We start from the raw sequence: 22,555 nt of genomic DNA, 5'->3' as shown, positions 1-22,555 counted from the left end.
CGTCGGCGCGCGCTACGCGATGGCTGCGAGCCCCGAAGCGGGCGAGCAGCCACTCGCAGACACCGTGCGAGGGCCGAGCAGCGAAGCGAGCGGAGCGACGCGAGCAGCGCAGAAGGCTGGGGAGGAATGAGGCGTCTGGGTGGACTACGAAAGGGGCCGATCGCTCGACGGTGCGAGGCGACGGTGAGCCGAACGCAGTGAGGCGAACGTCGATAGACGAGCGTAGCGAGTCTATCGGAACAAGCACTGCAGCGAACGAAGTGAGTGAAGCGCGCAGCGAGCCGCAGCCCTCGAGCGATCGGGGGCTTTCGGAGGTCACGAAACCTCAAGGATCCATCCGACCGACTATCCAGCCAACGCAATTCACCCCAGATCCACGCTGAAGGGGCTCTCCCCCTCCGTCCAGTCCCATCCAGGCAAGCGAGTCTGCACGCCGGCGGCCAGTCCGGCGTCGAGGTCGTCCATCCCAGCCGAATCCCCGGCGTGATGGACGATGTCAGCGTAGTGAAACGTCGCTTCGGCCAACAACCGCAGCGGCTGCTCGCCGGCGATCGTCGCCGCGAGTTCCCGCCCGAGCAGTTCGTCGACGACGAAGCCTGGGTAGTCGTCCTCGACGTCCATCCCGCGGAGGAAGGCGACGAGCGCGGCGACGTTCACGGCCCGGTCGCCGTCGGCGGCGGTCTCGACGACGACGCGCTCGTAGTCGGAGCGATCGATCGGATCGACGGTTGTATCGAACGCCGCGGCGAGGTCTGCGCGGACCTCGTTTGCGAGCGGGACGATCACGTCGCCGCGATCGAGGAGCCACTCGCACTCGGCGGCGACGCGCTCGGGCGTCAACTCGAGGTCGGGCGCTGGCGGGGCGGTCATGTGGCGATCTGCGCGGGCGATCGCAATGGCGTTTCCGGCGGCGGCAGGGCGTCTGACGGGACTTTTCCGGTATTGCCAAGGCTTTTATAATGGTGAGGGGATAGAACCAAGCAAGCGGTTTCTACCGCAGCGGTCACCGATTCAACTCGGCGAGTACGATGTCCTGTAACGGTATCACCGCCGGCACTGCCACGGACGACGCGTCCCGCACGCGGGTCGGCACCAGGCCAGCGCTTTCGCGCGGATCGGAGACCAATCGGTACCCCGCAGCTACATATGAGTGCTGTTGAGCAACAACTCGACGAACTGAAAGCAGAGATCGTCAGCGAACTTCCAAGTCACGTTTCGGTTTCGGAAGTCACCTACGAAGGACCCGAGCTGGTCGTCTACACCCGGGATCCCAAGGAGTTCGCCCAGCAGGGCGACCTCGTCCGCCAGCTCGCCTCGAAGCTCCGCAAGCGCATCACGGTGCGCCCCGACCCCGACGTGCTCCTGCGGCCGGAGGAGGCCCGCGAGAAGGTCATGGACGTCATCCCCGACGACGCCGGCGTCACTGATCTGGACTTCCACGCCGACACCGGCGAGGTCGTCATCGAGGCCGAGAAGCCGGGGATGGTCATCGGCCGCCACGGCTCGACGCTCCGGGAGATCACGAAGGAGGTCGGCTGGACGCCCGAGGTCGTGCGCACGCCGCCGATCGAGTCCTCGACGGTCTCGAACGTCCGGAACTTCCTCAAGCAGGAACGCGACGACCGACGCGACATCCTCGAACGGGTCGGCCGGCAGATCCACCGCGAGGAGCTCTCCGACGACGAGTACGTGCGGATCACCACGCTCGGGTGCTGCCGCGAGGTCGGTCGCGCGGCGTTCGTCCTCTCGACGCCGGAGACCCGAATCCTCATCGACTGCGGCGACAAGCCCGGTGCGGAGGGCGAGGTGCCGTACCTTCAGGTGCCCGAGGCCCTCGGCGCGGGCGCCCAGAACCTCGACGCCGTCGTGCTCACGCACGCCCACCTCGACCACTCCGCGCTCCTGCCGCTCATCTTCAAGTACGGCTACGACGGCCCGATCTACACGACCGAACCCACGCGGGACCTGATGGGCCTCCTCCAGCTGGACTACCTCGACGTCGCGGCGAAGGAAGGCCGCGCGCCACCGTACGAATCGGAGATGGTCCGGGAGACGATCAAGCACACCATCCCGCTGGAGTACGGCGACGTCACCGACATCGCGCCGGACGTCAAGCTCACGATGCACAACGCCGGCCACATCCTCGGCTCGGCGGTCTCGCACTTCCACATCGGCGACGGCCTCTACAACGTCTGCTTCTCCGGCGACATCCACTACGAGGACACCCGCCTGTTCAACGGCGCGCACAACGACTTCCCGCGCGTCGAGACGCTCGTCCTCGAGTCGACCTACGGCGGCCGGAACGACTACCAGACCGACCAGGCCGACTCCGAACGCAAGCTCAAGCGGATCATCAACGAGACCTACGAACGCGACGGCAAGGTCCTGATTCCGGCGTTCGCGGTCGGTCGCTCCCAGGAACTCATGCTCGTCCTCGAGGAGGCGATGCGCGAGGGCGACATTCCGGAGATGCCCGTCCACCTCGACGGGATGATCTGGGAGGCGACCGCGATCCACTCGACGTACCCGGAGTACCTCCGGGACGACCTCCGCGACCGCATCTTCCACGAGGACGAGAACCCCTTCCTCGCCGACCAGTTCAACCACATCGACGGCGGCGAGGAGGAGCGCCAGGAAGTCGCCGACGGCGGCCCCTGCATCGTCCTCTCGACCTCCGGGATGGTCGAGGGCGGACCGATCATGTCCTGGCTGCGCCACATCGGCCCCGATCCGGACTCCACCCTCGCCTTCGTCGGCTACCAGGCCCAGGGGACCCTCGGCCGCCGGATCCAGAACGGCTGGGACGAGATTCCGATGGACGACCGCGGCCACGACGGCGGGCGCTCGAACACGCTCCAGCTCGAGCTCGAGGTCGAGACCGTCGACGGGTTCTCCGGCCACGCCGACCGCCAGGGGCTCGTCAACTTCGTGAAGACGATGAACCCCCGGCCGGAGAAGGTGCTCTGCGTCCACGGCGACGAGAGTTCCGTCCAGGACCTCTCCTCGGCGCTCTACCACAAGTTCGACATGCGGACGTTCGCGCCGAAGAACCTCGAGACGTTCCGGTTCCTGTAGCTCGAGACTGCCGATTCCCCTAAGCGACGACCCACTTGCCGCGTCGCCGTTTCCGCCGTTCGTGCGACCGCCGCACACGACCGGGGAAGCTACCTTGTCGCGGCTCAACACACACGCAGTATGCGACGACGGTCGGTCCTCGCTGGCATCGCCGGCGCGGCGAGTCTCGGGACCGCGACGAGTCTGGCAGGCTGTCTGGACACTGGGAGCGGTGGCTCCGGCGGCCAACCCCTCTCCGAGCACCCCGCGTCGCGGAACCTGGACGGGCAGCCGTCGCTTGGCGACGTGCCGACGGCGGCAGAGAAGGTGATCGTCGCCTTCGAGGACCCGACCTGCTCGAACTGCGAACGGTTTCACACCGGCAGCTTCCAGGCGGTCAAACGCGAGATTCTCGAACCGGAGTCGGCGGCCTACGTGTACCGACCCTACCGCTACACCGGCCGCGGGTGGGCGACGCCCGCGATCCACGCGACGCTGGAAGTGACGGCCCGGGAGCCACCCGTCGCCTGGGACCTGCTGGATTTCTACTACGAGAACACCTACTCCATCTCGGGTGGCACCTTCGCCGACGAGACGCGCTCATTTCTCAGCGAGAACACCGACCTCGACGCCGACACGATCCTCGCCGCTGCGGAGAACCGGGCTCACCAGTCGGTCCTCGAGACGGCCGAAGCCGACGGCGACGAGGCCGGCGTGAACAGCACGCCGACGTTCTTCCTCTACAAGAACGAGCGTTTCAAGAACAAGCTCGTCGGCGTGCAAGACGTGACCGCCTTCCAGGCCGGCTTCGAAGTGTGATCTCCCTTCCCACCAGCCGCTCGGACTGGCGACTGCTCGGCCGGACGATCAGACTCGTGCTCGGCCATCCGAGCTATCTGGTGTTCGCGATCGTCGTGACGACCGCCGTCGCCATCCTCATCTCCGTCACGCAGAACCTCCGGTTCGTCGTCGAGGTGTTGCTCTCCGATAGCCTCGGACTCGGCTTCAAGGTCGAGTTCCTCACGGCGATGTTGCCGTTCCTCGGTCCGCAGTACGACGCGACGCACGGCGTCCTAATATACGCGGTCGCGGGGCTCACCGGTGCGAACGTCGCGTTGCTGGCCTACCACCTGCTCGAGCACGATCTCTCCGTGGAGGGCGGTGGCGGGAGCGCGGCGGGCGTCGTGCTCGGCACGCTCGGCGCAGGGTGTGCCGCCTGCGGCCCCGGCATCCTCGCGGGGATCGTCGGCATCGTCGGCGGCGCGGGGCTGCTCGCGAACCTGCCCTACGAGGGCCTCGAGTTCTCGATGCTGGCGGTGGTCGTGCTCGTGCTCTCGATGTACTGGCTGGCAGACGGGATGCGCGGCGGAGAGATCAGGGGATGCCCAGTCGATCCAGAGATGCTGAGGACGAAGGGCTAATTGCTCGGCTGGGAATCGCCGTTCAGTCCTCGGTAGCAGCCGCCGCGTCCGCCGGATCCACGACCACCCTAGACTCCGGATCCACGACCGCCCTAGACTCCGGATCCACGCCCACCCGATCGCAGCGATCGTACAGCGGACAGGCCTCCGGCCCGTCGAGACACGCCGGCTTCCGGGCCGAGCAGTACTCGCGCCCGAACTGGATCGAGGCGGTGTGGCCGAAGCCGCACTTCTCGCCGGGGACCTCCCGTTCGAGCACCGCACGGACGCCCTCGTGGTCGGCGTCCGGCGGCGCGATCCCGAGTCGGCGGTAGATCCGGTGGACGTGGGTGTCGACGGGAAAGACGCCCTGGCGTCCGGCGGCGAAGAGGAGGACGCAGTCGGCCGTCTTTGGCCCGACGCCGCCGAAGTCCAGCAGGGCGTCGCGGACGTCGGCGTAGTCAGCCGTCGCGACGAAGTCGTCGAAGGCCGCGGTGGAGCCGTACTCGGCGAGGATCCGCTCCGCTACGGTCTGGAGGACCTTCGATTTCTGGTTGTGGAGGCCGGCCGGTGCAATCGTCTCGGCGATCGCGACGCGGTCGGCGGTGGCGAGTGCCTCGGCGAGGTCTGCTGGGCCGTCGTCGCCGGCCGCGAACGCCAGATCAGGGTCGATCCCGTCGCCCCGCGCCGGATCGAACCGCTCGACCAGCGCGTCGTAGGCCGGCTGGCTCGCGACGTCGGAGGTGTTCTGGGAGAGGATCGTCCGGACGAGGCAGTCGAAGGGATCGCGGTCGCCGTATGTTTTCTGCCAGAACAGGTCGCCGAGGCGGTCGACGACGGCTTCGGCGCGCGTGCTCGGGTCGTCGGCCTCGAACCGGGTCTCCCGGCCGCCGCCCGACGCGCCACCGCTGATGTTCACGTCCGGCTCCTCGGGCATTGGCGTGTGGTTCGGGCTGGATCCTACGAAGGTCTGTCGGAGAATCGTATCGGGAGCGCTGCCTTCGAAGCCGCAACGGCCTTGGAAGCCCCCTCCCGCTCGACTCGGGCGGCTCGCTGCGGTCCTCGGCTCACTACGTTCGCCTGCGGTCCTTGCTTCGCCGGCCTTCGTCGAGCGGTCGGCCCCTTCCAGTCCCACCCGGTGAGAGTATCCACCGATCGCAGAGACCCGGTGGACCACGTCGGCGCGCGCTGCGTGTGGCTGCGAGCCCCGAAGCGGGCGAGCAGCCATCTGCGCGACACCGTGCGAGGGCCGAGCAACGCAGTGGTGAGCGAAGCGAACCCGAGTAGCGCAGAAGGCTGGGGAGGAGTGAGGGTGTCTGGGTGGTCTCCGAAAGGGGCCGATCGCTCGACGGAGCGAGGCGAAGTAAGCACCACAGCCAAAGGAGTGGCAGCGACTGGGGCGAGGAGCACAGCGAGCCGCAGCCCTCGAGCGATCGGGGGCTTTCGGCGGTCTCCGTATCGGCACCTGCTCATATTCCACCACCATTCCCTAGACCACAAACCACATTGCGAGTGGGGGCCAATCCCGCCCAATGGCCGAGTGCGACGCGTGTGGCAAGTCCGAGAACATGCCATACGAGTGCAAGCGGTGCGGGGGCACCTTCTGTACGGAGCACCGCCTTCCCGAGGCCCACGACTGTCCGGGGCTGAACGCCTGGAACGGGAGCGAGGGCGGTGGCGCGCTCGGTGGCGGACCGAGCGCCGGCGGCCCCAACGCCGGTCAGGGTCCCTCCGCGAGCGGCGGAATCGGTTCGATCGGCACGAGCGACGACGGCCTCTTCGATATGCCGACTGGGACCGGGGGCTGGCGGGGCTACTTCCGGAACAACATGACGTTCGTCTTCCTGCTGGGAATGTGGCTGACCTACGCCGCCCAGCTGTTCCTCCGGCTCTCGGGGAACGGCGGCGTCTTCGGACTCGAGGGCGACATATTCATCGCCAAAACCTGGGCACCCGAGGCCGTCTGGACCTATTTCACCTCGATCTTCGCCCACGGCGGGATCGCCCACATCGCGTTCAACTCGATCGCGCTGTACTTCTTCGGTCCCATCGTCGAGAAGAAGCTCGGGAGCAAGCGCTTCACCCTGCTCTTCCTCGGCAGCGGGCTGCTCGCCAGCGTGCTCTCCGTCGGCGTCCCGCTCGCTATCGGCGAGACGAGCGCCGGCCTCGGCGCCAGCGGGGCGATCCTCGCCGTCCTCGGCGTGCTGACGGTACTGAACCCGGATCTCCGGGTCCTGCTCTTCTTCGCAATCCCGATGCCGCTGTGGATCCTCACCATCGGCTACGGACTGTTCTCAGTCTTCGCGCTCGCCGCCGGCGGCGTCGGCGCGGGCGGGATCGGCCACATCGCCCACCTTTCCGGGCTCCTGATCGGCCTCGCCTACGGGCAGTACCTCAAGGAGCAGGGAATGACCGCGCCCCGCCAGCTCCAGTTCGGCGGCGGAGGCGGCGGAATGGGCGGCGGCCGTCGGCGGTTCTGAACCGCCGCGGACCGAGCGATCTCTCGTATGGTCTCGATCCAGCACCCGGAGTACGTCCCCGATCCGAGCCTCGACCGCGAGGACATGGAGGCGCTCCAGCGCGAGCTGGCCGCCGACGCCGTGTTCGGGGACGCGTTCGACTTCGATCCGACGGCGATCGGAGCTACCGCGACCGCGGACGCTCGTCAGACCGAGTTGGACGGCAAATCGTCGTCACCAGTGACCGACGAACTCCCGATCGTCGCCGGCATCGACCAGGCGTTCCAGGCGAGCGACGGCAGCCAGGCCGGCCCCGGCGAGTTCGACGAGGCCGTCAGCGCAGTCGTCGCCATGCAGGACGGCGAGGTGATCGAGCGCGTCTTCGCTGCCAGCCCGCTCGAAATTCCCTACGTTCCAGGATTGCTCTCCTTCCGCGAGGGGCGATCCATCCTCGCCGCGCTCGCCGAGCTATCGGTCGAACCGGACGTCCTCCTGCTCGACGGCAGCGGCCGGATCCACTTCCGGGAGGCCGGCATCGCGACACACATCGGCGTCACCGTCGACGTTCCGGCCGTCGGCGTCGCGAAGTCGCTACTCTGTGGCACGCCGCGGTGGGCCGACGCGGGCGTCGCCGGGGGCGAGCCGCTCGACGCCGGTACGATCGTCCCGATCGCGGCCGACGATTCGATGGAAACCCCACCGGGCACGATCGTCGGTGCTGCCGTCCAGACCCGGCAGTTCGCCTCGGGGAATCGCTCGATCAACCCGCTTTACGTCAGTCCCGGCCACCGCGTCGGCTGGGAGACCGCCGCCCAGATCGCACTGGCGACCGCCGGCGAGTACAAACTGCCCGAGCCGATCCGGCTGGCGGACCAGTGGGTCGGGGAACTGACCGCCGCGGAGTGAGGTCGGGCCGTCCTACGGGAGCACCACCGCTGGACCCACGGAAGTTAACATCCGGCGCGTGGACGTTCCGCCCATGCCGGACGATTCGCGTCGCGAGGACGCAGCCGAGCGCGATGGCGACGAGGGCCGCGACCCCGGAACCGTGCTGATCACGGGCTGTTCCTCGGGCATCGGCCGCGCGACGGCGCTGGCCTTCCTCGAGGACGACTGGACGGTCTACGCGACGGCGCGGGACACCGACGACATCGCCGAACTCGCCGAGGCTGGCTGTGCGATCGACGAACTCGACGTGACGAAACAGGCCGACGTCCAGCGCGTCGTCGGCCGGATCATGGAGGAGGACGGCCGGATCGACGCGCTGGTCAACAACGCTGGCTACGGCCTCTTCGGGCCAATCGAGGAGATACCCACCGAGGCGATGGGCCACCAGTTCGACGTGAACGTCTTCGGACCCCACCGGCTGATCCGGGAGGTCCTCCCCTACATGCGCCGGCAGCAACGCGGCGCGATCGTCAACGTCTCCAGCTTCTGGGGCCGGGTGAGCTACGGCGGTGGCGGCGCCTACGCGGCGTCGAAGCACGCCCTCGAAGCGATGTCGGAGTCACTGCGCCAGGAGGTCGACGCGTTCGGAATCGAGGTCTCCGTGGTCGAGCCCGGCCCCGTCGACACCCAGTTCACGGATCGCGCCGAGGACGAACTCGACGAACTCCAGCCGACGGGCGAGTACGAGTGGTTCGAGTCCGCGTTCGAGGACCTGAGCGCGATCGGCGGGAGCGGGCCAGCCGCGGTGTCGCCGGCGGAGGTCGCGGAGGCGATCCACCACGCGGCGAGCTGTGACGATCCCGAGCCGCGCTACCCCGTGGGCGTTCCCGGCTCCGTCGCGATGCTCGGCCGGTTTCTCCCCGCTCGGTGGCGGGACAGGGTCTTCTCGCTGGTGCGGCGGGTCGTTTCCTGAAAATAGCGCTGACATTCGCGAACGGATCGCCGTGCCCGGCACCACACGTTCATTGCGAATACCGCAGGAGCCGGGGCCGTGCCGAATTCGCCGGTTGGGTTCGACCTGCAGTACGTCGTCTCGCCGCCAGACGAGCGGTGTCGAGTCTGGATCGGGATCGACGTGTTCCGTGGCGACGTCCAGCGGTTTCTCGTCCAACTCCAGCGACGTTCGGCCGCCGAACGCAGAACCGTCGTTCAGATCGCTCGGATCGACCACAATCCAGCCGGACGCGACGGGCACGATCTCAGAACGGAAGGCGTCCACGTCGACGTCGTCCTGCGCGATGGCGATGAGCAGACAGTGTATCCACCTACGAACCCAGGCGTACAAACTGACCTCGGCGCCACGATAGACCAGGCGAAACGATACTTCCGACGGCACACGGGGTACTTCCTCCGGGTCCACTACGGAGAGATCGAACCGAACGATCCGCCTCCGTGGCCCTGAACGGCCGTCTGCGATCTGTTCTGACGGCCGCCACACACTTATTGGACGTCGACTCCCAACGACTATCCATGGAAGAAGCGCCCACTGAACCAATCGAGCTCTCTCCCGAGGAGTTCACCGAGGAACTCGCTCGGATTCTCGACAGGGATCCCGACGAACTCCGTGCCAAGACCCAGGAGATGGACTGGGGACCGCCCTGGGAGGCCGAGGTCGTCGAGACCAGGGACGCCGAATAGCCGTCTGCGCGAGGATTCTCGGGAACCCGACGGCAACTCGCTACTCCAAACACGCCGCGACCACGCGAAGCGACTGCTCCCCGCGAACCTCCTCGGCCAGCAACGGCACGCGCTCGATCGACCGGCCCCGGAAGACCTCCTGGGCCCTCGTCAGCGCCCGCTGCTGGACGTCCCAGCGGCGCTGGCAGAACTCGCAGTCCTCGAGGTTCGGCGTGACGACGTCGTCGGCGGGCACCTCGCCGGTGACGTCCGCGAGGTCCTCCATCACCTTGTTGACGACGACGGTCTCGACGGGGATCGAGAAGTCGTCGAGCTGGCGGAGCAGGCGCTCGGACTCGATGACGGAGAGCTCCTCGGGCACCATCACGATCCGGAAGTCGGTCAGCGCCGGATCGGTGAGCGTCTCGCGGAGGCGCTCGATCCGGTCGGAGAGCTCCCGGAGGCTCTGGGTGCCGGCCTCGGCGTCGGCGTCCTCACCGCCGAACATTCCGGAGAGCCCGTCGAAGAGCCCCGAGAGCTTCTCGCGCATCGAGAGGATGCGGCCGACCATCGTGTCCATCAGTTCGGGGAGTTCGAGCAGCCGGAGCGTGTGGCCCGTCGGCGCGGTGTCGACGACCACGCGGTCGAAGCGGTCGTCGTCCATGAACTCCACGAGCTGTTGCATCGCGACGGCCTCGTCCGAGCCTGGCATCGTCCCGCCGAGCATCGACTGGAGCGGGCTGTCGCCACCCATCATCGCGCCGAGGCCGCCCATCCCGCCTGCTGGACCCTGACCGCCGCTGGCGTCCGGATCGAAGGGGCCGCCACCGCTCGCGTCGGCTCCCCCAGGACCGCCTGCGCCCTCCGCACCGCCAGCGGTCGGACCACCAGCACCGCCGGTGCCCGCCTGGTCGCCGAACATCGACATCCCCTCCTCCATCGCGGCGTCGGGGTCGATCTCGGCGGCGTACAGCGGCAAGTCCCCGCGGAGTCTGGTCGGTTCGGCGCCGATCGCGGTCTCGTAGGTGTCCGACAGCGAGTGTGCCGGGTCCGTCGAGACGACGAGCGTCCGGGTCCCGGCAGCGGCGGACGCGAGCCCGGTCGCGGCCGCCATCGTCGTCTTGCCGACGCCGCCTTTGCCGCCGTAGAGCACGAACTCCGGCGTGTCGCTCGCGACTGGCGGGAGGCGATCGGCGTCGAGCGCAGAGTGGTCGGCCGGCGCGTCGGCGTCGGTCGAGCCGTCGCCAGGCGACGCCGGTCCGCCCTCCTCGTCGGTCGCGTCGTCCGGGCCGTCCGTCGCGTGCGGGTCGCCTGGGCCGTCGTCGTCCGCGTCGACGTCGTCGACGGGCTCCACGTCGATGTCCTTCATGCCCGTCGGTCGCCGCGCCGAACGGTTGAGGCTGCCGGTGTCCGAGCGGATCCGGGCGGCCGGCGGGGGAACTACGGACCGCTACGGAGCCCACTAGATCGCTCATAGCAACCGCTTTTCGGCGGACGACGAGTCGACCTGTATGGCCCAGCAGGCCGAACCGGTGATCGAGCGGTCGCTACGTACGCTGACCGAGACGGCGACGGAGTGCGTCGCCACGCTCCCGACCGTCGTGCACTGCTACGCCGAGGAGGATCCCGCACGGTCGGACGTCGTCGAGCGCGTCGGGACGCTGGAGTCCCGCTGTGACGAGCAGGTCCAGTCGCTCCGTCGAGAGATCGCGACCGTCGGCCCGGAGTTCTCGGACGCCTACCTCTTTGCGCCCGACCTGCTCGGACTGGCCTACGAGATCGACCGGATCGCCGGTGCGAGCGAGCAGTTCGCGACGGAGCTGGCGGCGATCCAGCCGAGGCTCCCGGCGGCTGCCGAGCAGTCGATGATCGAGCACGCGCGACGGAGCACGGCGGCCGGCGACCGCCTCCGACGTGGCGTCGACGCCGCCCTCGACGACGAACCGTGTGGGGAGGACGTCGACGCGATCCGGGCCGCGGAGTCCGCCTGCGACCGGCTGAAGTACGAGATGCTGGCGGACGCCAACGGATCGCCCGGGGAAGTCCTCGTGGTCAGACAGTTCGCGGTGACCCTCGACGCCATCCCCAACGCCGTCGAAGACGCCGCCGACCGCCTGGGCCAGCTCCGGGCGGGAGGCGTCTGAGCAACAGGCGTGTGAGCGGTCGGCGTCCGAGCAGCGAGTAGCTGAATGCCATGCGTTCGAAGCGATTCGAAGCGGTTCGAAGCGATTCGAAGCCGGAGCCACGAATCGAACGCGACGCGGGCCCTAGGCGAAGAAGGCTGCCAACCGGTCGGCCGCTTCCTCGACGCGCGGCGTCACGAGCGCGAAGCGAACCCACTCCAAGCGGGCGTCGCCGAAGGCCTCGCCGGGCATCCCCGCGACGCCGGCCTCGTCGACGAGCCGCTTGACGTTCTCGAGGGTCCCGGGGAAGTCCTCGAAGCGTGCCATGACGTAGAACCCGCCATCTGGTTCGGTGTAGTCCGCGCCAGCGGCGTCGAGCGCGTCCGTGAAGGTCGCCATCCTGTCGGCCATTAGCTGGCGGTTGCGCTGGTAGTACTCGGGGCCCGTCTCCCGGAGCGCGTCGAGCACCGCCTGCTGGGCGGGGCGGCTCGTCGCGACGTTCACCAGCATATGCCGGGTCCGCGCGCCGCCGACCATCGACTCGGGGAGGATCGCGTAGCCGACGCGGAAGCCCGTGATCGCCATCGACTTGGAGAAGGCGTTGGTGACGACGACGTTCGAGCGATCGAGCGCGAGCGCGCTCTCGAAGCGACCCGTGTAGTCGTACTTGTCGTAGACCTCGTCGGCGATCAACAGGGCGTCGTGCTCGGCGGCGATCTCGGCGAGTGCCGCGACCGTCTCGCGATCGTACACGGCGCCCGTCGGGTTGTTCGGCGTGTTGACGACGATCGCCACGAGGTCGTCGCCGCTGGCCGCGGCCTGCTCGCGGACGGCGTCCGGATCGAGCGAGCCATCCGGTTCGGCGGCGACGTAGCGCTTCGTCGCGTCGAGGAGGTCAGCCTTCCCGGGGTAGTAGGGGTAGACGGGATCGGTGAGCAGGAACTCGGGATCTTCGCTCGGGCTGCCGTCGGCTCGTTCCTCGAACAGATCCATCGCGCCGGCCATCGCGAGGTAGTTCGCCTCGCCGGCGCCGTTCGTGATAATCACGCGCTCGACGTCGACGTTCCGGCGGGCGGCGATCTCCTCGCGGAGCCCGCGCAGGCCCTCACTCGGCGGATACTGGAAGGCGTCGGGCTCCGCCTCCGCGTACTCCGCGAGGCCGCTCCGGAGCGCGGCGGGCGGCTCCCAGTCCGGCGAACCGCTCACCATCTCGATCACGTCCCGGTCGGCCTCGGCGGCGTAGGCCATGACGTGGTAGAACAGCGGCCGGTCGTAGTCCATTGCCGAAGCGGACGAACGGGGTCCACGTGGCTCTTACGACACGGTGGCGGGCGATGCGTCGGCCTCGACCCGCAGGGCCCTCGCCCGGACGCCGCGTTCCCGCAGGATCGCCGCGACGCCAGCAGCGTGCCGTGCGGGGACCACGAGCACTGGGCGTTCGGCGGTGCGATCGGTGCCGCCGGTTCCCTGGGAGTCGGCGGAATTGTCCTCGTCCGCCGCGAGCGCGTCGGTGACGGCATCGGCGAGTGTGTGATCGAACCGGCGGATCGCCGCTGCCTCCGCCGCGAACGCGAACCCGACCAGGAGCGCGAGGGACCCGACGGTCGCGAGAATTGCCAGGAGCCCGGAAAGCAAGTCCCCGATCAGCAGCCAGCGCGCGATCGATCCGAGCGACGCGCCGATCGCGAGGAGCGTGACGGTCCAGGCGCCGACGACCCACCGGCGACGCGACGACGCCGACTGGGTGCCAGCGTCGACGGTGAGATCCCGACGGGTGACGTCGCACTCGGCTGCGGCAGCATCGACGGCTGCGGCCAGTCCAGCGTCGTCTCCGGGGAGCGCCTCGTCGGGAAGGGTACGAAAACTGCCCCGGCCGGCGAGTCGCCGGGCGAGCGCGAGCAGCGCGACGGGCGGGGTAGAGGCGGATGCCCGCCCGGCGACGAAACGGTCGCTCACGTCGGGGACGCTGTAGAGTGCCGTCGCGTCCGCTGGCACCCAGCGAGGCACCTCGGCGAGCGCGCGGCCGTCGGCGGGATCGACGCCGAGGATCCCGAGACGGTCGGCTGCCGATGGACCGGCCTCGCGTGCCATACGCACCGAACGCGCAGCGACGGGCCTGAATCTGGCGCTTCCACGGAGCCAGGGGGACGAGCGCCGGAACGCGGCGCCTTACGAAGGTCTCGCGAGCCCGAGCCCCGGCGATGCACGTCGCCATCACCGGCGCTGCCGGGCAGATCGGTGAGATCGCCCGCGAGGCCTTCGAGCCAGCCGAACGGACGCTGTTCACCCACAGCGAACACGAGGGGCTCGACGCCACTGTCCTCGAGGTCACCGATCGCGAGGCAGTCGGCGCCGCCCTGGCCGACGCCGGTGCGGACGTGCTCCTCCACCTCGCCTGGGGGCCAGCCGGGCGCGACGACTGGGAGGACGGCCACGCCAGTAACCTGGAGGGAACGATCGACGTGCTGGAGGCCGCCGTCGAGCACGACCTCGATCGGGTCGTACTCGCCAGTTCGATCCACGCGGTCGGGATGTACAACCGCGAGCGCGCCGACGAGATGGAGTCGCTCGTCGCGGAACCCGCCACCGTGATCGGCCCCGACGATCCACCGCGGCCCGACTCCTACTACGGCGTCGCGAAGGTCGCCTGCGAGGCGATGGGCCGATACTACGCGGATCGATACGACCTGGAAGTCGTGCCCCTCCGGATCGGCTGGGTTTGCGATCGCGAGGAACTCCGGGCGGTCGCAACGGCGGCTTCGAGTGAGTCGGACCGGGCTCGCGGCCGCTTCGCCAGGGCGACCTGGCTGAGTCCCCGGGACTGTCGGGCGGTCTGTGAGGCAGCGGTGCGGGCGGATCTCGGGCCCGCGATGACCCCCGGACGGCCGCTCCCGGCGATCTCCGCGAACGCCGACCGGTTCCAGACGCTCGCCCCGACGATGCGAGCGATCGGCTATCGGCCGCGCGACGACGCGGCAGCAGTGCTGGACAAAGCGGAGCGCGGCGGCACCGCCGAGGAGGGGTAAGAGCAGCGAGTAGTCGGCCGGGAATCAGTCGTCGCGGCGGCTCCGAAGGCCCGCAGCGCCAGCGAGGCCGAGGAGCCCAATGACCACGCCGAAACCGGGCATGCCCCCGCCGCCGTCGCCGTCGCTGCTTCCGTCGTCCTCGCCGACCGTAACGGTCTGTTCGACCGAGACGGAGCGATCGTCCTCGGTCGTGATGGTCGCGACGAGCGTGTACTCGCCAGTCTCCTCGAAGCTCGTCTGGCCGCTGAACCCGGAGGCGACCGGGGAGCCGTCCACCGTCCAGTTCGCGGAGAGGAGGTCGGCGTCGTAGCCCTCGACGTCGATCGAGAGCGACGCCGCCTCGCCGGGCGCGACCGTGGTCGGTGCCACGCTCGTGGAGACGGCGTCGGGGTCGAGCGCCGTCGAGACGCGCGTGACGACCAGCTGGCTCTCGGCGCCGCTGCCCGTGCTACCGGCGACGTAGGCACTGCCGTCACCGGCGGGGACGACGTCGGCGTACGTCGAGGCGGTGTCGAACGTCCGGGCGAGCGACGGCGCGGAGAGGTCGCTCGCCCCGACGACCTGTCCGTACCCGTCGCCGGTCTGGCCAGCGAAGACCCAGCCGCCGCCAGCGACGGTTCCGGCAGCGCCCGTCAGCCCGGCGCCGAACGCGTCGTTGGATCCCTGCCAGTCCGCGGTGGCTGCGAACCCTGGCAGTTCCATCGCCCAGCCGCTGTCGCCGCCGTCGCCGGGAGCGGCGCCGACGACGAGGTAGCGGCCATCGCGCACCGCGAAGCCGTGGGGCATCCGATCGCTCTCGACCACCGGGATCACGCGGTCGGCGACGGTGCCGTCATCGGCGAGGCGTGCGAGCACCGGCTCCGTCGGCTGACCGTCGTCGAAGCCACGGACCGCGAGGAGGACGACGCCGTCGGCTGTCCGGCGGAGTTGGACCGGCTTCGCACCCGATTCGAGGCTCGTATCGTAGCCCCGGTTCCAGCGCCGCGAGCCGTCGGGTTCGTAAGCGGCGAGCGCCGTCCCGACGCCGCCCTCGTAGTCGGCCGAGGCGAGGACGTAGCGGTTGCCGACGGCGACGACGGTCGTCGGCCGAGCCGTCTGGAAGGTGGTCGGCGTCCCCTCGACGGGAGACGCCCACTGGACCTCGCCGCCGTCGCCGATGTGGACGATTTGCGGCACGACCTCGGTCAGCGAGCCGTACGGGCTGTACTGACGCTCGTAGCCCGCGATCACGTAGCCGCCGTTGACGCCCGGTTCGACGTCCCAGTACCAGTACTGGCGACGTTCGTACCCGGGGTTGCCGAGCGTCCCGATCGTCTCCAGTTCGCCCGACGGCGTCACTTCGACGAGCTTCGTCGCCATCGACGATTCGGCGTCGGCGAGGAGGTTACAGAGCGCGACGACGCCGCCGTCCCCACTCGGTGCGATGGCGGGGCAGTGCCAGCCGTACTCGCCGCCGACGACCTGGTCCCACTCGACCCGGAACGCCGGACCGCCGGACTGCCTCGCAGCCACAGCGCTGTCTCGGAACGAACCCCCCGCACTCGTCGCGCTCGCCGGTGTGACGCTCGCCGCTCCCGCAGCCGCCATCGTGGCGAGCGCACCACGTCGCGTCAGAGCCATGGGATCGTATCACACTCCTACCCTACTTAAGCGTACGTGCTGCAGGAGTGGAACATTCGTGCCGAGACGCGGCAGCAGCCCGGCCGAAGTAGGACGATCCTACTGTTCGGCGAGGTGGTGCTACTCCCAGCGAGGCGATACTACTGCCTAGCCAGGCGATAGCGCGTCACGGCGTCGTCGTCGCTCCGCTCGACCTCGCCGTCTTCGACGAGCGCTTCGAGGTGCGCCCACGCCTCGCCGGGGCCGTGCATGATGTGGATGTTCGAGAGGCCGCCGAACAGTTCGGCGGCGATCTCCCAGGGCGTCGCCGGGCCGAGGGCGTCGACGGCGTCGCGGGTCCGCTCCGTGCGCTCCTCGTGGTGGGTGAGGATCTCCTCGGCGCGCGTCGCGGGATCGTCGATCGGGTCGCGGTGGCCCGGGAAGGCGCGGTCGAGGTCGGTCGCGGCGAGCCACCGGAGGCTGGATCGGTAGGTGGCGAGGGGGCGCTCGACGCGAGGGTCCGCGCCGCCGACGTTCGGAGTGTACTTCGGGAGGATCACGTCGCCGACGAACGCCTCGGCGCGGCGCTCGAATGCGTAGGCAGTGAGTCCGGCGGCGTGGCCGGGCAAGTGGATGGCGCGGAGGACGTCCTCGTCAGCATCGCCGTCGTCCGTCGGCGCACTGCCGGCGCCGAGCGGGAATCGCTCGCCGTGGGTGAACGTCGTGACGTCCGCTGGCTCCCCGGCGAGACTGTCGTGCCCCTCGAGGAAGCCGGTGAGTTCCGCGAGTGGCGCCTCTGGGATCCCCCAGCGCTCGAACAGTCGGCGCTGGAGGTCCTGGTAGTCCGTGCGGCCGCTCCCGTCGACGAGCGGCGCGTCGTCCTCGTGGACGAACACGTCGGCGCCGCTGTCGGCCTGGAGTTCGCCGGCGAGGCCAGAGTGGTCCCAGTGCCAGTGCGTGAGCAGGATCCGATCGAGGTCGGCGATGGCGACGCCGGCGTCGGCGAGTCCGGCGCGGAGATCCTCGCGGACGGGTTCGGTCGGGACGCCCGCGTCGATCAGCGTCGTCGGGCCCTCCCGCGGGTCGAGCAGGTAGACGACGTTGTCGCCCTCGAAGACGGCGTTGTCGAGGCGAATCGCGTGCACGCTCGTCTCGAGGCGCCCCGACGACAAACCGCTCACGGTGGCGGACGCGACGAAACCGAGCACGGATGGGGAGCTTCGGACACCAGGGAACGGAACGGCGGGCACGGGCTGTGGAGCGATGAACGCCTGACGATGAAGCGGCGGGCGGCGGTCGACGGAACGGGGCCTTTGGGCTGCGGAGCGGCGGGCGGCGGGCACTGGACGGTGGAACGGCGAACGCTAGGCGGTGGAGCGCCGGACGCCAGTCGGCGAAGCGGCGGGCGCTGGACGGTGGAGCGGCGGAGGTCGGCCGAGGGAGCGGCGAACGCCGGGCAGCGATACGGCGCCAGTCGAGTGGACGAACGGTCACGAGCGAACGGATATGTGCAGAAGCGGCCAGGTATTGAAACAGCTTAAGGAACCTTATATGACATTATGATCCATTTAGCCGTTTAGGGTCACCCTCTTATCGGATGAGCGGCCACCTGCGTGTATGACCCAGCCACATGCAGCGGCGGATAGCGCTCGCGCCCGCGGGCTCGCAGACCCCCGGGACGGGCGCTCGAACTGCGGCGTCGGGGTCGTGATGGACCTCGACGGGGGGACCAGCCACGACGTACTCGCCGACGGTCTCACGCTCCTCGAGAACCTCGAACATCGCGGCACGACCGGCGCAGAGGAGAACACCGGCGACGGCGCTGGCGTCCTCATCCAGCGTCCCGACGCGTTCTTCACCGACGTCGTCGACGTCGACCTCCCCGATATCTACGCGGTCGGCTCCTTCTTCCTCCCGCAGTCCGAGGCGGCCCGCGACGACCTCACCGACCTCGTCGAAGCCGAACTCGCTGCCCACGACCTCGACGTGCTGGCCTGGCGGACGGTCCCCACCGACAACGCCGACCTCGGCGCGACGGCGCTCGACTCCGAACCCGTCGTCGCGCAGGCGTTCGTCGCACCCGCTGGCGATCTCGAAACGAACGGCGAGATCGACCTCGACGGGTTCGACCGCGCGCTCTACGTCGGCCGACGCGACCTCGAGACGACGGTCGAGGACGAGCAGCCCGCGGGCCACGAGCGGTTCTACGTGGTCTCCCTGGACCGCAAGACGGTCGTCTACAAGGGCCTCCTCAAGGGCGACCAGGTCGCGGATTACTACCCCGACCTCACCGACGAGCGGATGCGCTCGACCTTCGCGATGGTCCACGCCCGCTTCTCCACGAACACCCTCGGCGCGTGGCACCTCGCCCATCCCTACCGCGGGATCATCCACAACGGCGAGTTCAACACCATCCAGGGCAACATCAACTGGATGCGGGCCCGCGAGACCGACCTCGAGAGCGACGTGCTCGACGAGGACGGCCTCGAGGCCATCGAACCCGTCATCAACGACCCCGAGCAGTCCGACACCGCGAGCGTCGACAACGCCCTCGAACTCCTGATGGAGGGCGGTCGCGACCTGCCCCACGCCCTCCGGATGCTCATCCCCGAGGCGTGGCGCGGCGACGAGGCCATGGACGAGGCGCGCCGCGAGTGGTACGACTTCCACGCCTCTCTGGTCGAGCCCTGGGACGGCCCCGCGCTGGTCGCCGCCACCGACGGCGACCGCGTCGGCGCCGTCCTCGACCGCAACGGGCTGCGACCCTGCCGGTACGACGTGACCGGGGACAACACCCTGATCATGGCCAGCGAGGCCGGCGCGCTCGAACCGGACTTCGGCGACATCGTCGAGCGCGGTCGGCTCCAGCCCGGCCAGTGCTTCCTCGCCGACCCCGAGGCTGGCCGCATCGTCCCCGACGAGGAGGTCTTCGAGGACCTCACCGACGACCGCTACGGCGAGTGGGTCGCCGACCAGCAGGTCGACCTCGAGACCGTCGCGAGCGACGACCTCGAACCCGCGAACGCCAGCGCCGACGACGGCGGGCCGACGGACCTCCGCGAGCGCCAGGCGACCTTCGGCTACAGCCACGACGAACTCGAGAACCTCATCGAGCCGATGATGAAGGCGGGCAAGGACCCGATCGGTTCGATGGGCGACGACACGCCGCTGTCGGTGCTCTCGGACTACAATCGCCCGCTCTTTACGTACTTCAAGCAGCTGTTCGCGCAGGTCACCAACCCGCCGCTGGACTACATTCGCGAGGAACTCGTCACCTCGATGGAGACCCGACTCGGGTTCCAGCGCAACCTCCTCGACGAGTCCCCGAAGCACGCGAACCAGCTGGTGGCGGACTCGCCCGTGCTGACCGACGCGGAGACGGCCGCGATCAGGGACCTCGACGAGAACGGCCTCACCTCGCGGGTCGTCGACGTCACCTACGAGCCGCCCCACGACGGGGCGGTCGACGAGGCGGCTGTCGAGAACGCAGACGACGCACCCGACCCCGAGCCAGACGTGCTCACCTTCGATGGCGAGTACGGTGCCGCGCTGGAGGAAGCGGTCGAGCGCGTCCGCGAGGAGGCGACCGCTGCCGCGAGGGACGGCGTCGACGTCGTCGTGCTCTCCGATCGGAACACCGGCGAGGACCGGGTGCCGATCCCGAGCCTGCTCGCGACCGGCGCAGTCCACCACCACCTCGTTCGGAACGGACTGCGCAACCACGTGGGACTCGTCGTCGAGTCCGGCGACCCCCGGCAGGTCCACCACGTCGCGACGCTCGTTGGGTACGGCGCCGACGCGGTGAACCCCTACCTCGCGTTCGAGACGATCGCCGACCTCGTCGCCGGCGAGGACGGCGCGGACCTCGACGAGGCGATCGCCGCGTACGTCGGTGCGATCGAGGACGGCCTGCTGAAGACGATGGCGAAGATGGGCATCTCGACGGTCGAGAGCTACCAGGGCGCCCAGATCTTCGAGGCCGTGGGGCTCGATTCGGACTTCGTCGCGGAGTACTTCGAGGGCACCGAGAACCGCACGGGCGGCATCGGCCTCCCCGAGATCGAGATGGACCTCCTCGATCGCCACGCCGCGGCCTGGACCGACGCCGACATCGACCGCTACGGCGAGTTCGAACATCGCTCCGACGGTATCCACCACCAGTGGAACCCCGAGACCGTCGGCACGCTCCAGCGAGCGGTCCGCACCGGCGACTACGAGACCTACACCGAGTTCGCGGAACTGATCAACGACCAGGGCGACACGCTCCAGACGCTGCGCGGCCTCCTCGAGTTCGACGACGAGGATCGCGAGAGCATTCCGATCGAGGAGGTCGAGCCCGTCCACGAGATCGTCCAGCGCTTCTCCACCGCCGCGATGAGCCTCGGTTCGATTTCGCCGGAGGCCCACGAGTGCAACTCGATGGGGATGAACCGGCTGGGTGCGAAGTCGAACACCGGCGAGGGCGGCGAGCCGCCCGAGCGCTTCGGCACGGAGAAGGAGTGCAACGTCAAGCAGGTCGCGTCGGGCCGCTTCGGCGTCACTTCGCATTACCTCACCTCCGCGGACGAACTCCAGATCAAGATGGCGCAGGGCTCCAAGCCCGGCGAGGGCGGGCACCTGCCCGGCAAGAAGGTCAACGAGATGATCGCCCACGTGCGCTACGCGACGGAGGGCGTCGGACTCATCTCGCCGCCGCCGCTGCACGACATCTACTCGATCGAGGACCTCAAGCAGCTGATTCACGACCTGAAGGCCGCCAATCCGGAGGCCGACATCAACGTCAAGCTCGTCGCCGAGGCCGGCATCGGCACCATCGCGGCGGGCGTCGCGAAGGCCAACGCCGACGTCGTCCACATCTCCGGGCACTCCGGCGGGACCGGCGCCTCGCCGAAGACCTCGATCAAGAACGCCGGCCTCCCCTGGGAGCTCGGCCTCGCCGAGGCGAACCAGATGCTCGTGGAGACGGAGCTCCGCGATCGCATCCGCGTCTCCGCCGACGGCGGGATGAAGACCGGCCGTGACGTCGCCGTCGCCGCGATGCTCGGCGCCGAGGAGTACGTCTTCGGGACCGCGGCGCTGGTGACCGGCGGCTGCGTCATGGCCCGGCAGTGTCACAAGAACACCTGCCCGGTCGGCGTCGCCACTCAGCGCGAGCAGCTCCGGGAGCGCTTCCCCGGCCAGCCCGAGCACGTCGTGAACTACATGACGTTCATCGCCCAGGAGCTCCGCGAGATCATGGCGGAGCTGGGAATCGAGACCGTCGACGAACTCGTCGGCCGCGTCGACCTCCTCGACCAGCGCGACGACGTCGAGCACCCCAAGGCCAAGAACGTCGACCTCTCGGAGGTCCTCGCCGAGCCCGCAGGGGACCAGCGCCGGAAGGTCCGCGAGCAGACCCACGAGGTCGACGAACAGCTCGACTGGGACCTCATCGACGACGCCGAGCCCGCGATCGAGGACGGCCAGGCCGTCACGCTCGACGCCGAGATCTCGAACGCGGACCGGGCGGTCGGCGCGACGCTCTCGAACGCGGTCGTGAAGGAACACGGCGGCGACGACCTGCCCGACGACCTGATCTCCGTCGACCTCGACGGGACGGCGGGCCAGAGCTTCGGCGCGTTCCTCACGTCGGGCGTCTCGATGCACCTCACCGGCACCGCGAACGACTACGTCGGCAAGGGGCTCTCCGGCGGCAAGATCACCGTCTCGACGCCCGCCGACGCCGGCTACGACCCGACCGAGAACGTCGCGATCGGCAACGTCGCACTCTACGGCGCGACCCAGGGCGAGGCGTACGTCAACGGCGTCGCTGGCGAGCGGTTCGCCGTCCGGAACTCCGGCGTCCGCGCCGTCGTCGAGGGCGTCGGCGACCACGGCTGTGAGTACATGACCGGCGGCGTCGTCGCGGTGCTGGGCGACACCGGGCGAAACTTCGCCGCTGGCATGTCCGGCGGCATCGCCTACGTCTTCGACGGCGACGGCGACTTCGACGACCGACTCAACACCGGGATGGTCGAACTCGACCGCGACCTCTCCGAACGCGACGAGGCCATGCTCCGCCGCCTCGTCGAGAACCACGCCGCCTACACCGGCAGCGACCGCGCCGACGAACTCCTTGCCGACTGGGAGACCGTCGTCGACCAGTTCGTGAAGGTCATGCCCGAGGCCTACTCCCGGGTCCTGGTGGAGAACGACGCCGAAGACGTGCGAGACCACCTGCCGGAACCCGCGGCGGAACCCACGCCGACGGGCGACTCCGGGCTGGCCGCGAGCGACGACTAACTGCCGCCGCAGAACGCTCGGCAGTACCCGCTTTTTATCATCCACGT

Annotated in this window: 18 protein-coding genes; 11 read left to right on the top strand and 7 right to left on the bottom strand. The window is 69.2% G+C overall.

The window, feature by feature from the left end; all coding sequences use genetic code 11:
• Positions 1 to 363 precede the first annotated feature (363 nt).
• The gene (locus L593_RS09360) at positions 364 to 870 is read right to left on the bottom strand and encodes a hypothetical protein (RefSeq protein WP_020446719.1); all 507 of its coding nucleotides are present in this window, start codon (positions 868 to 870) and stop codon (positions 364 to 366) included.
• A 276-nt stretch (positions 871 to 1,146) separates the two neighbouring features.
• Between L593_RS09360 and L593_RS09355 the strand changes: the two genes are divergently transcribed.
• The 3 genes from L593_RS09355 to L593_RS09345 all read left to right on the top strand — a co-directional run bounded on the left by L593_RS09355 (position 1,147) and on the right by L593_RS09345 (position 4,475).
• Positions 1,147 to 3,075, top strand: coding sequence for a beta-CASP ribonuclease aCPSF1 (locus tag L593_RS09355; protein WP_020446718.1), 1,929 nt, complete (start codon positions 1,147 to 1,149; stop codon positions 3,073 to 3,075).
• Between the two features lie 120 nt (positions 3,076 to 3,195).
• The gene (locus L593_RS09350) at positions 3,196 to 3,873 is read left to right on the top strand and encodes a thioredoxin domain-containing protein (RefSeq protein ID WP_020446717.1); all 678 of its coding nucleotides are present in this window, start codon (positions 3,196 to 3,198) and stop codon (positions 3,871 to 3,873) included.
• The gene (locus L593_RS09345) at positions 3,870 to 4,475 is read left to right on the top strand and encodes a hypothetical protein (RefSeq protein ID WP_020446716.1); all 606 of its coding nucleotides are present in this window, start codon (positions 3,870 to 3,872) and stop codon (positions 4,473 to 4,475) included. Before L593_RS09350 ends, L593_RS09345 begins: the two co-directional genes overlap by 4 nt.
• Before the next feature lie 22 nt (positions 4,476 to 4,497).
• Here the strand turns inward: L593_RS09345 and nth are convergent, their stop codons facing one another.
• The gene (gene nth / locus L593_RS09340; protein ID WP_020446715.1) at positions 4,498 to 5,391 is read right to left on the bottom strand and encodes an endonuclease III; all 894 of its coding nucleotides are present in this window, start codon (positions 5,389 to 5,391) and stop codon (positions 4,498 to 4,500) included.
• Positions 5,392 to 5,986: 595 nt separating this feature from the next.
• Between nth and L593_RS09335 the strand changes: the two genes are divergently transcribed.
• The 5 genes from L593_RS09335 (at position 5,987) to L593_RS16030 (ending at position 9,499) form a co-directional block, all read left to right on the top strand.
• Positions 5,987 to 6,934 carry a rhomboid family intramembrane serine protease gene (locus tag L593_RS09335; protein ID WP_020446714.1) on the top strand — a complete coding sequence of 316 codons (948 nt, stop codon included), beginning with the start codon at positions 5,987 to 5,989 and terminating at the stop codon, positions 6,932 to 6,934.
• 27 nt (positions 6,935 to 6,961) lie between these two features.
• Positions 6,962 to 7,819 carry an endonuclease V gene (locus tag L593_RS09330; RefSeq protein WP_020446713.1) on the top strand — a complete coding sequence of 286 codons (858 nt, stop codon included), beginning with the start codon at positions 6,962 to 6,964 and terminating at the stop codon, positions 7,817 to 7,819.
• A gap of 73 nt (positions 7,820 to 7,892) precedes the next feature.
• A complete protein-coding gene (locus L593_RS09325; protein ID WP_020446712.1) occupies positions 7,893 to 8,774 on the top strand; it encodes an SDR family oxidoreductase in 882 nt (293 codons plus the stop codon).
• 78 nt (positions 8,775 to 8,852) lie between these two features.
• A complete protein-coding gene (locus L593_RS09320) occupies positions 8,853 to 9,263 on the top strand; it encodes a hypothetical protein (protein WP_020446711.1) in 411 nt (136 codons plus the stop codon).
• A 68-nt stretch (positions 9,264 to 9,331) separates the two neighbouring features.
• Positions 9,332 to 9,499, top strand: a complete 168-nt coding sequence (locus L593_RS16030) for a hypothetical protein (RefSeq protein ID WP_187292613.1) — start codon at positions 9,332 to 9,334, stop codon at positions 9,497 to 9,499.
• A 40-nt stretch (positions 9,500 to 9,539) separates the two neighbouring features.
• On the opposite strand, the gene L593_RS09315 is transcribed toward L593_RS16030, so the two are convergent.
• Positions 9,540 to 10,847: a TRC40/GET3/ArsA family transport-energizing ATPase gene (locus L593_RS09315; protein ID WP_020446710.1), complete on the bottom strand. Its 1,308-nt coding sequence runs from the start codon at positions 10,845 to 10,847 to the stop codon at positions 9,540 to 9,542.
• 142 nt (positions 10,848 to 10,989) lie between these two features.
• On the opposite strand from L593_RS09315, the gene L593_RS09310 reads away from it, so the two are divergent.
• Positions 10,990 to 11,622: a DUF47 domain-containing protein gene (locus tag L593_RS09310; protein WP_020446709.1), complete on the top strand. Its 633-nt coding sequence runs from the start codon at positions 10,990 to 10,992 to the stop codon at positions 11,620 to 11,622.
• Between the two features lie 123 nt (positions 11,623 to 11,745).
• On the opposite strand, the gene L593_RS09305 is transcribed toward L593_RS09310, so the two are convergent.
• Together L593_RS09305 and L593_RS09300 are read right to left on the bottom strand one after the other, a co-directional pair.
• Positions 11,746 to 12,882, bottom strand: a complete 1,137-nt coding sequence (locus L593_RS09305; RefSeq protein WP_020446708.1) for a pyridoxal phosphate-dependent aminotransferase — start codon at positions 12,880 to 12,882, stop codon at positions 11,746 to 11,748.
• Between the two features lie 33 nt (positions 12,883 to 12,915).
• Positions 12,916 to 13,692: a hypothetical protein gene (locus L593_RS09300; RefSeq protein ID WP_020446707.1), complete on the bottom strand. Its 777-nt coding sequence runs from the start codon at positions 13,690 to 13,692 to the stop codon at positions 12,916 to 12,918.
• Between the two features lie 110 nt (positions 13,693 to 13,802).
• On the opposite strand from L593_RS09300, the gene L593_RS09295 reads away from it, so the two are divergent.
• Positions 13,803 to 14,627 carry an NAD(P)-dependent oxidoreductase gene (locus tag L593_RS09295; RefSeq protein ID WP_020446706.1) on the top strand — a complete coding sequence of 275 codons (825 nt, stop codon included), beginning with the start codon at positions 13,803 to 13,805 and terminating at the stop codon, positions 14,625 to 14,627.
• Between the two features lie 24 nt (positions 14,628 to 14,651).
• On the opposite strand, the gene L593_RS09290 is transcribed toward L593_RS09295, so the two are convergent.
• Positions 14,652 to 16,247 (bottom strand): PGF-CTERM sorting domain-containing protein, encoded by a 1,596-nt coding sequence (locus tag L593_RS09290; protein ID WP_020446705.1) that lies wholly within the window; start codon positions 16,245 to 16,247, stop codon positions 14,652 to 14,654.
• A gap of 140 nt (positions 16,248 to 16,387) precedes the next feature.
• Positions 16,388 to 17,371: an MBL fold metallo-hydrolase gene (locus tag L593_RS09285; protein WP_081638771.1), complete on the bottom strand. Its 984-nt coding sequence runs from the start codon at positions 17,369 to 17,371 to the stop codon at positions 16,388 to 16,390.
• A 472-nt stretch (positions 17,372 to 17,843) separates the two neighbouring features.
• Here L593_RS09285 and gltB point away from each other — a divergent pair, with 472 nt between their 5' ends.
• Positions 17,844 to 22,508 (top strand): glutamate synthase large subunit, encoded by a 4,665-nt coding sequence (gene gltB / locus L593_RS09280; protein ID WP_081638688.1) that lies wholly within the window; start codon positions 17,844 to 17,846, stop codon positions 22,506 to 22,508.
• The last annotated feature ends 47 nt before the right edge of the window (positions 22,509 to 22,555 follow it).

The organism is Salinarchaeum sp. Harcht-Bsk1 (genome assembly GCF_000403645.1).
Classification (GTDB): Archaea; Halobacteriota; Halobacteria; order Halobacteriales; family Salinarchaeaceae; genus Salinarchaeum.
Note: the sequence above shows the minus strand (reverse complement) of the source record. Positions and strands in the feature narration are given on the sequence as shown.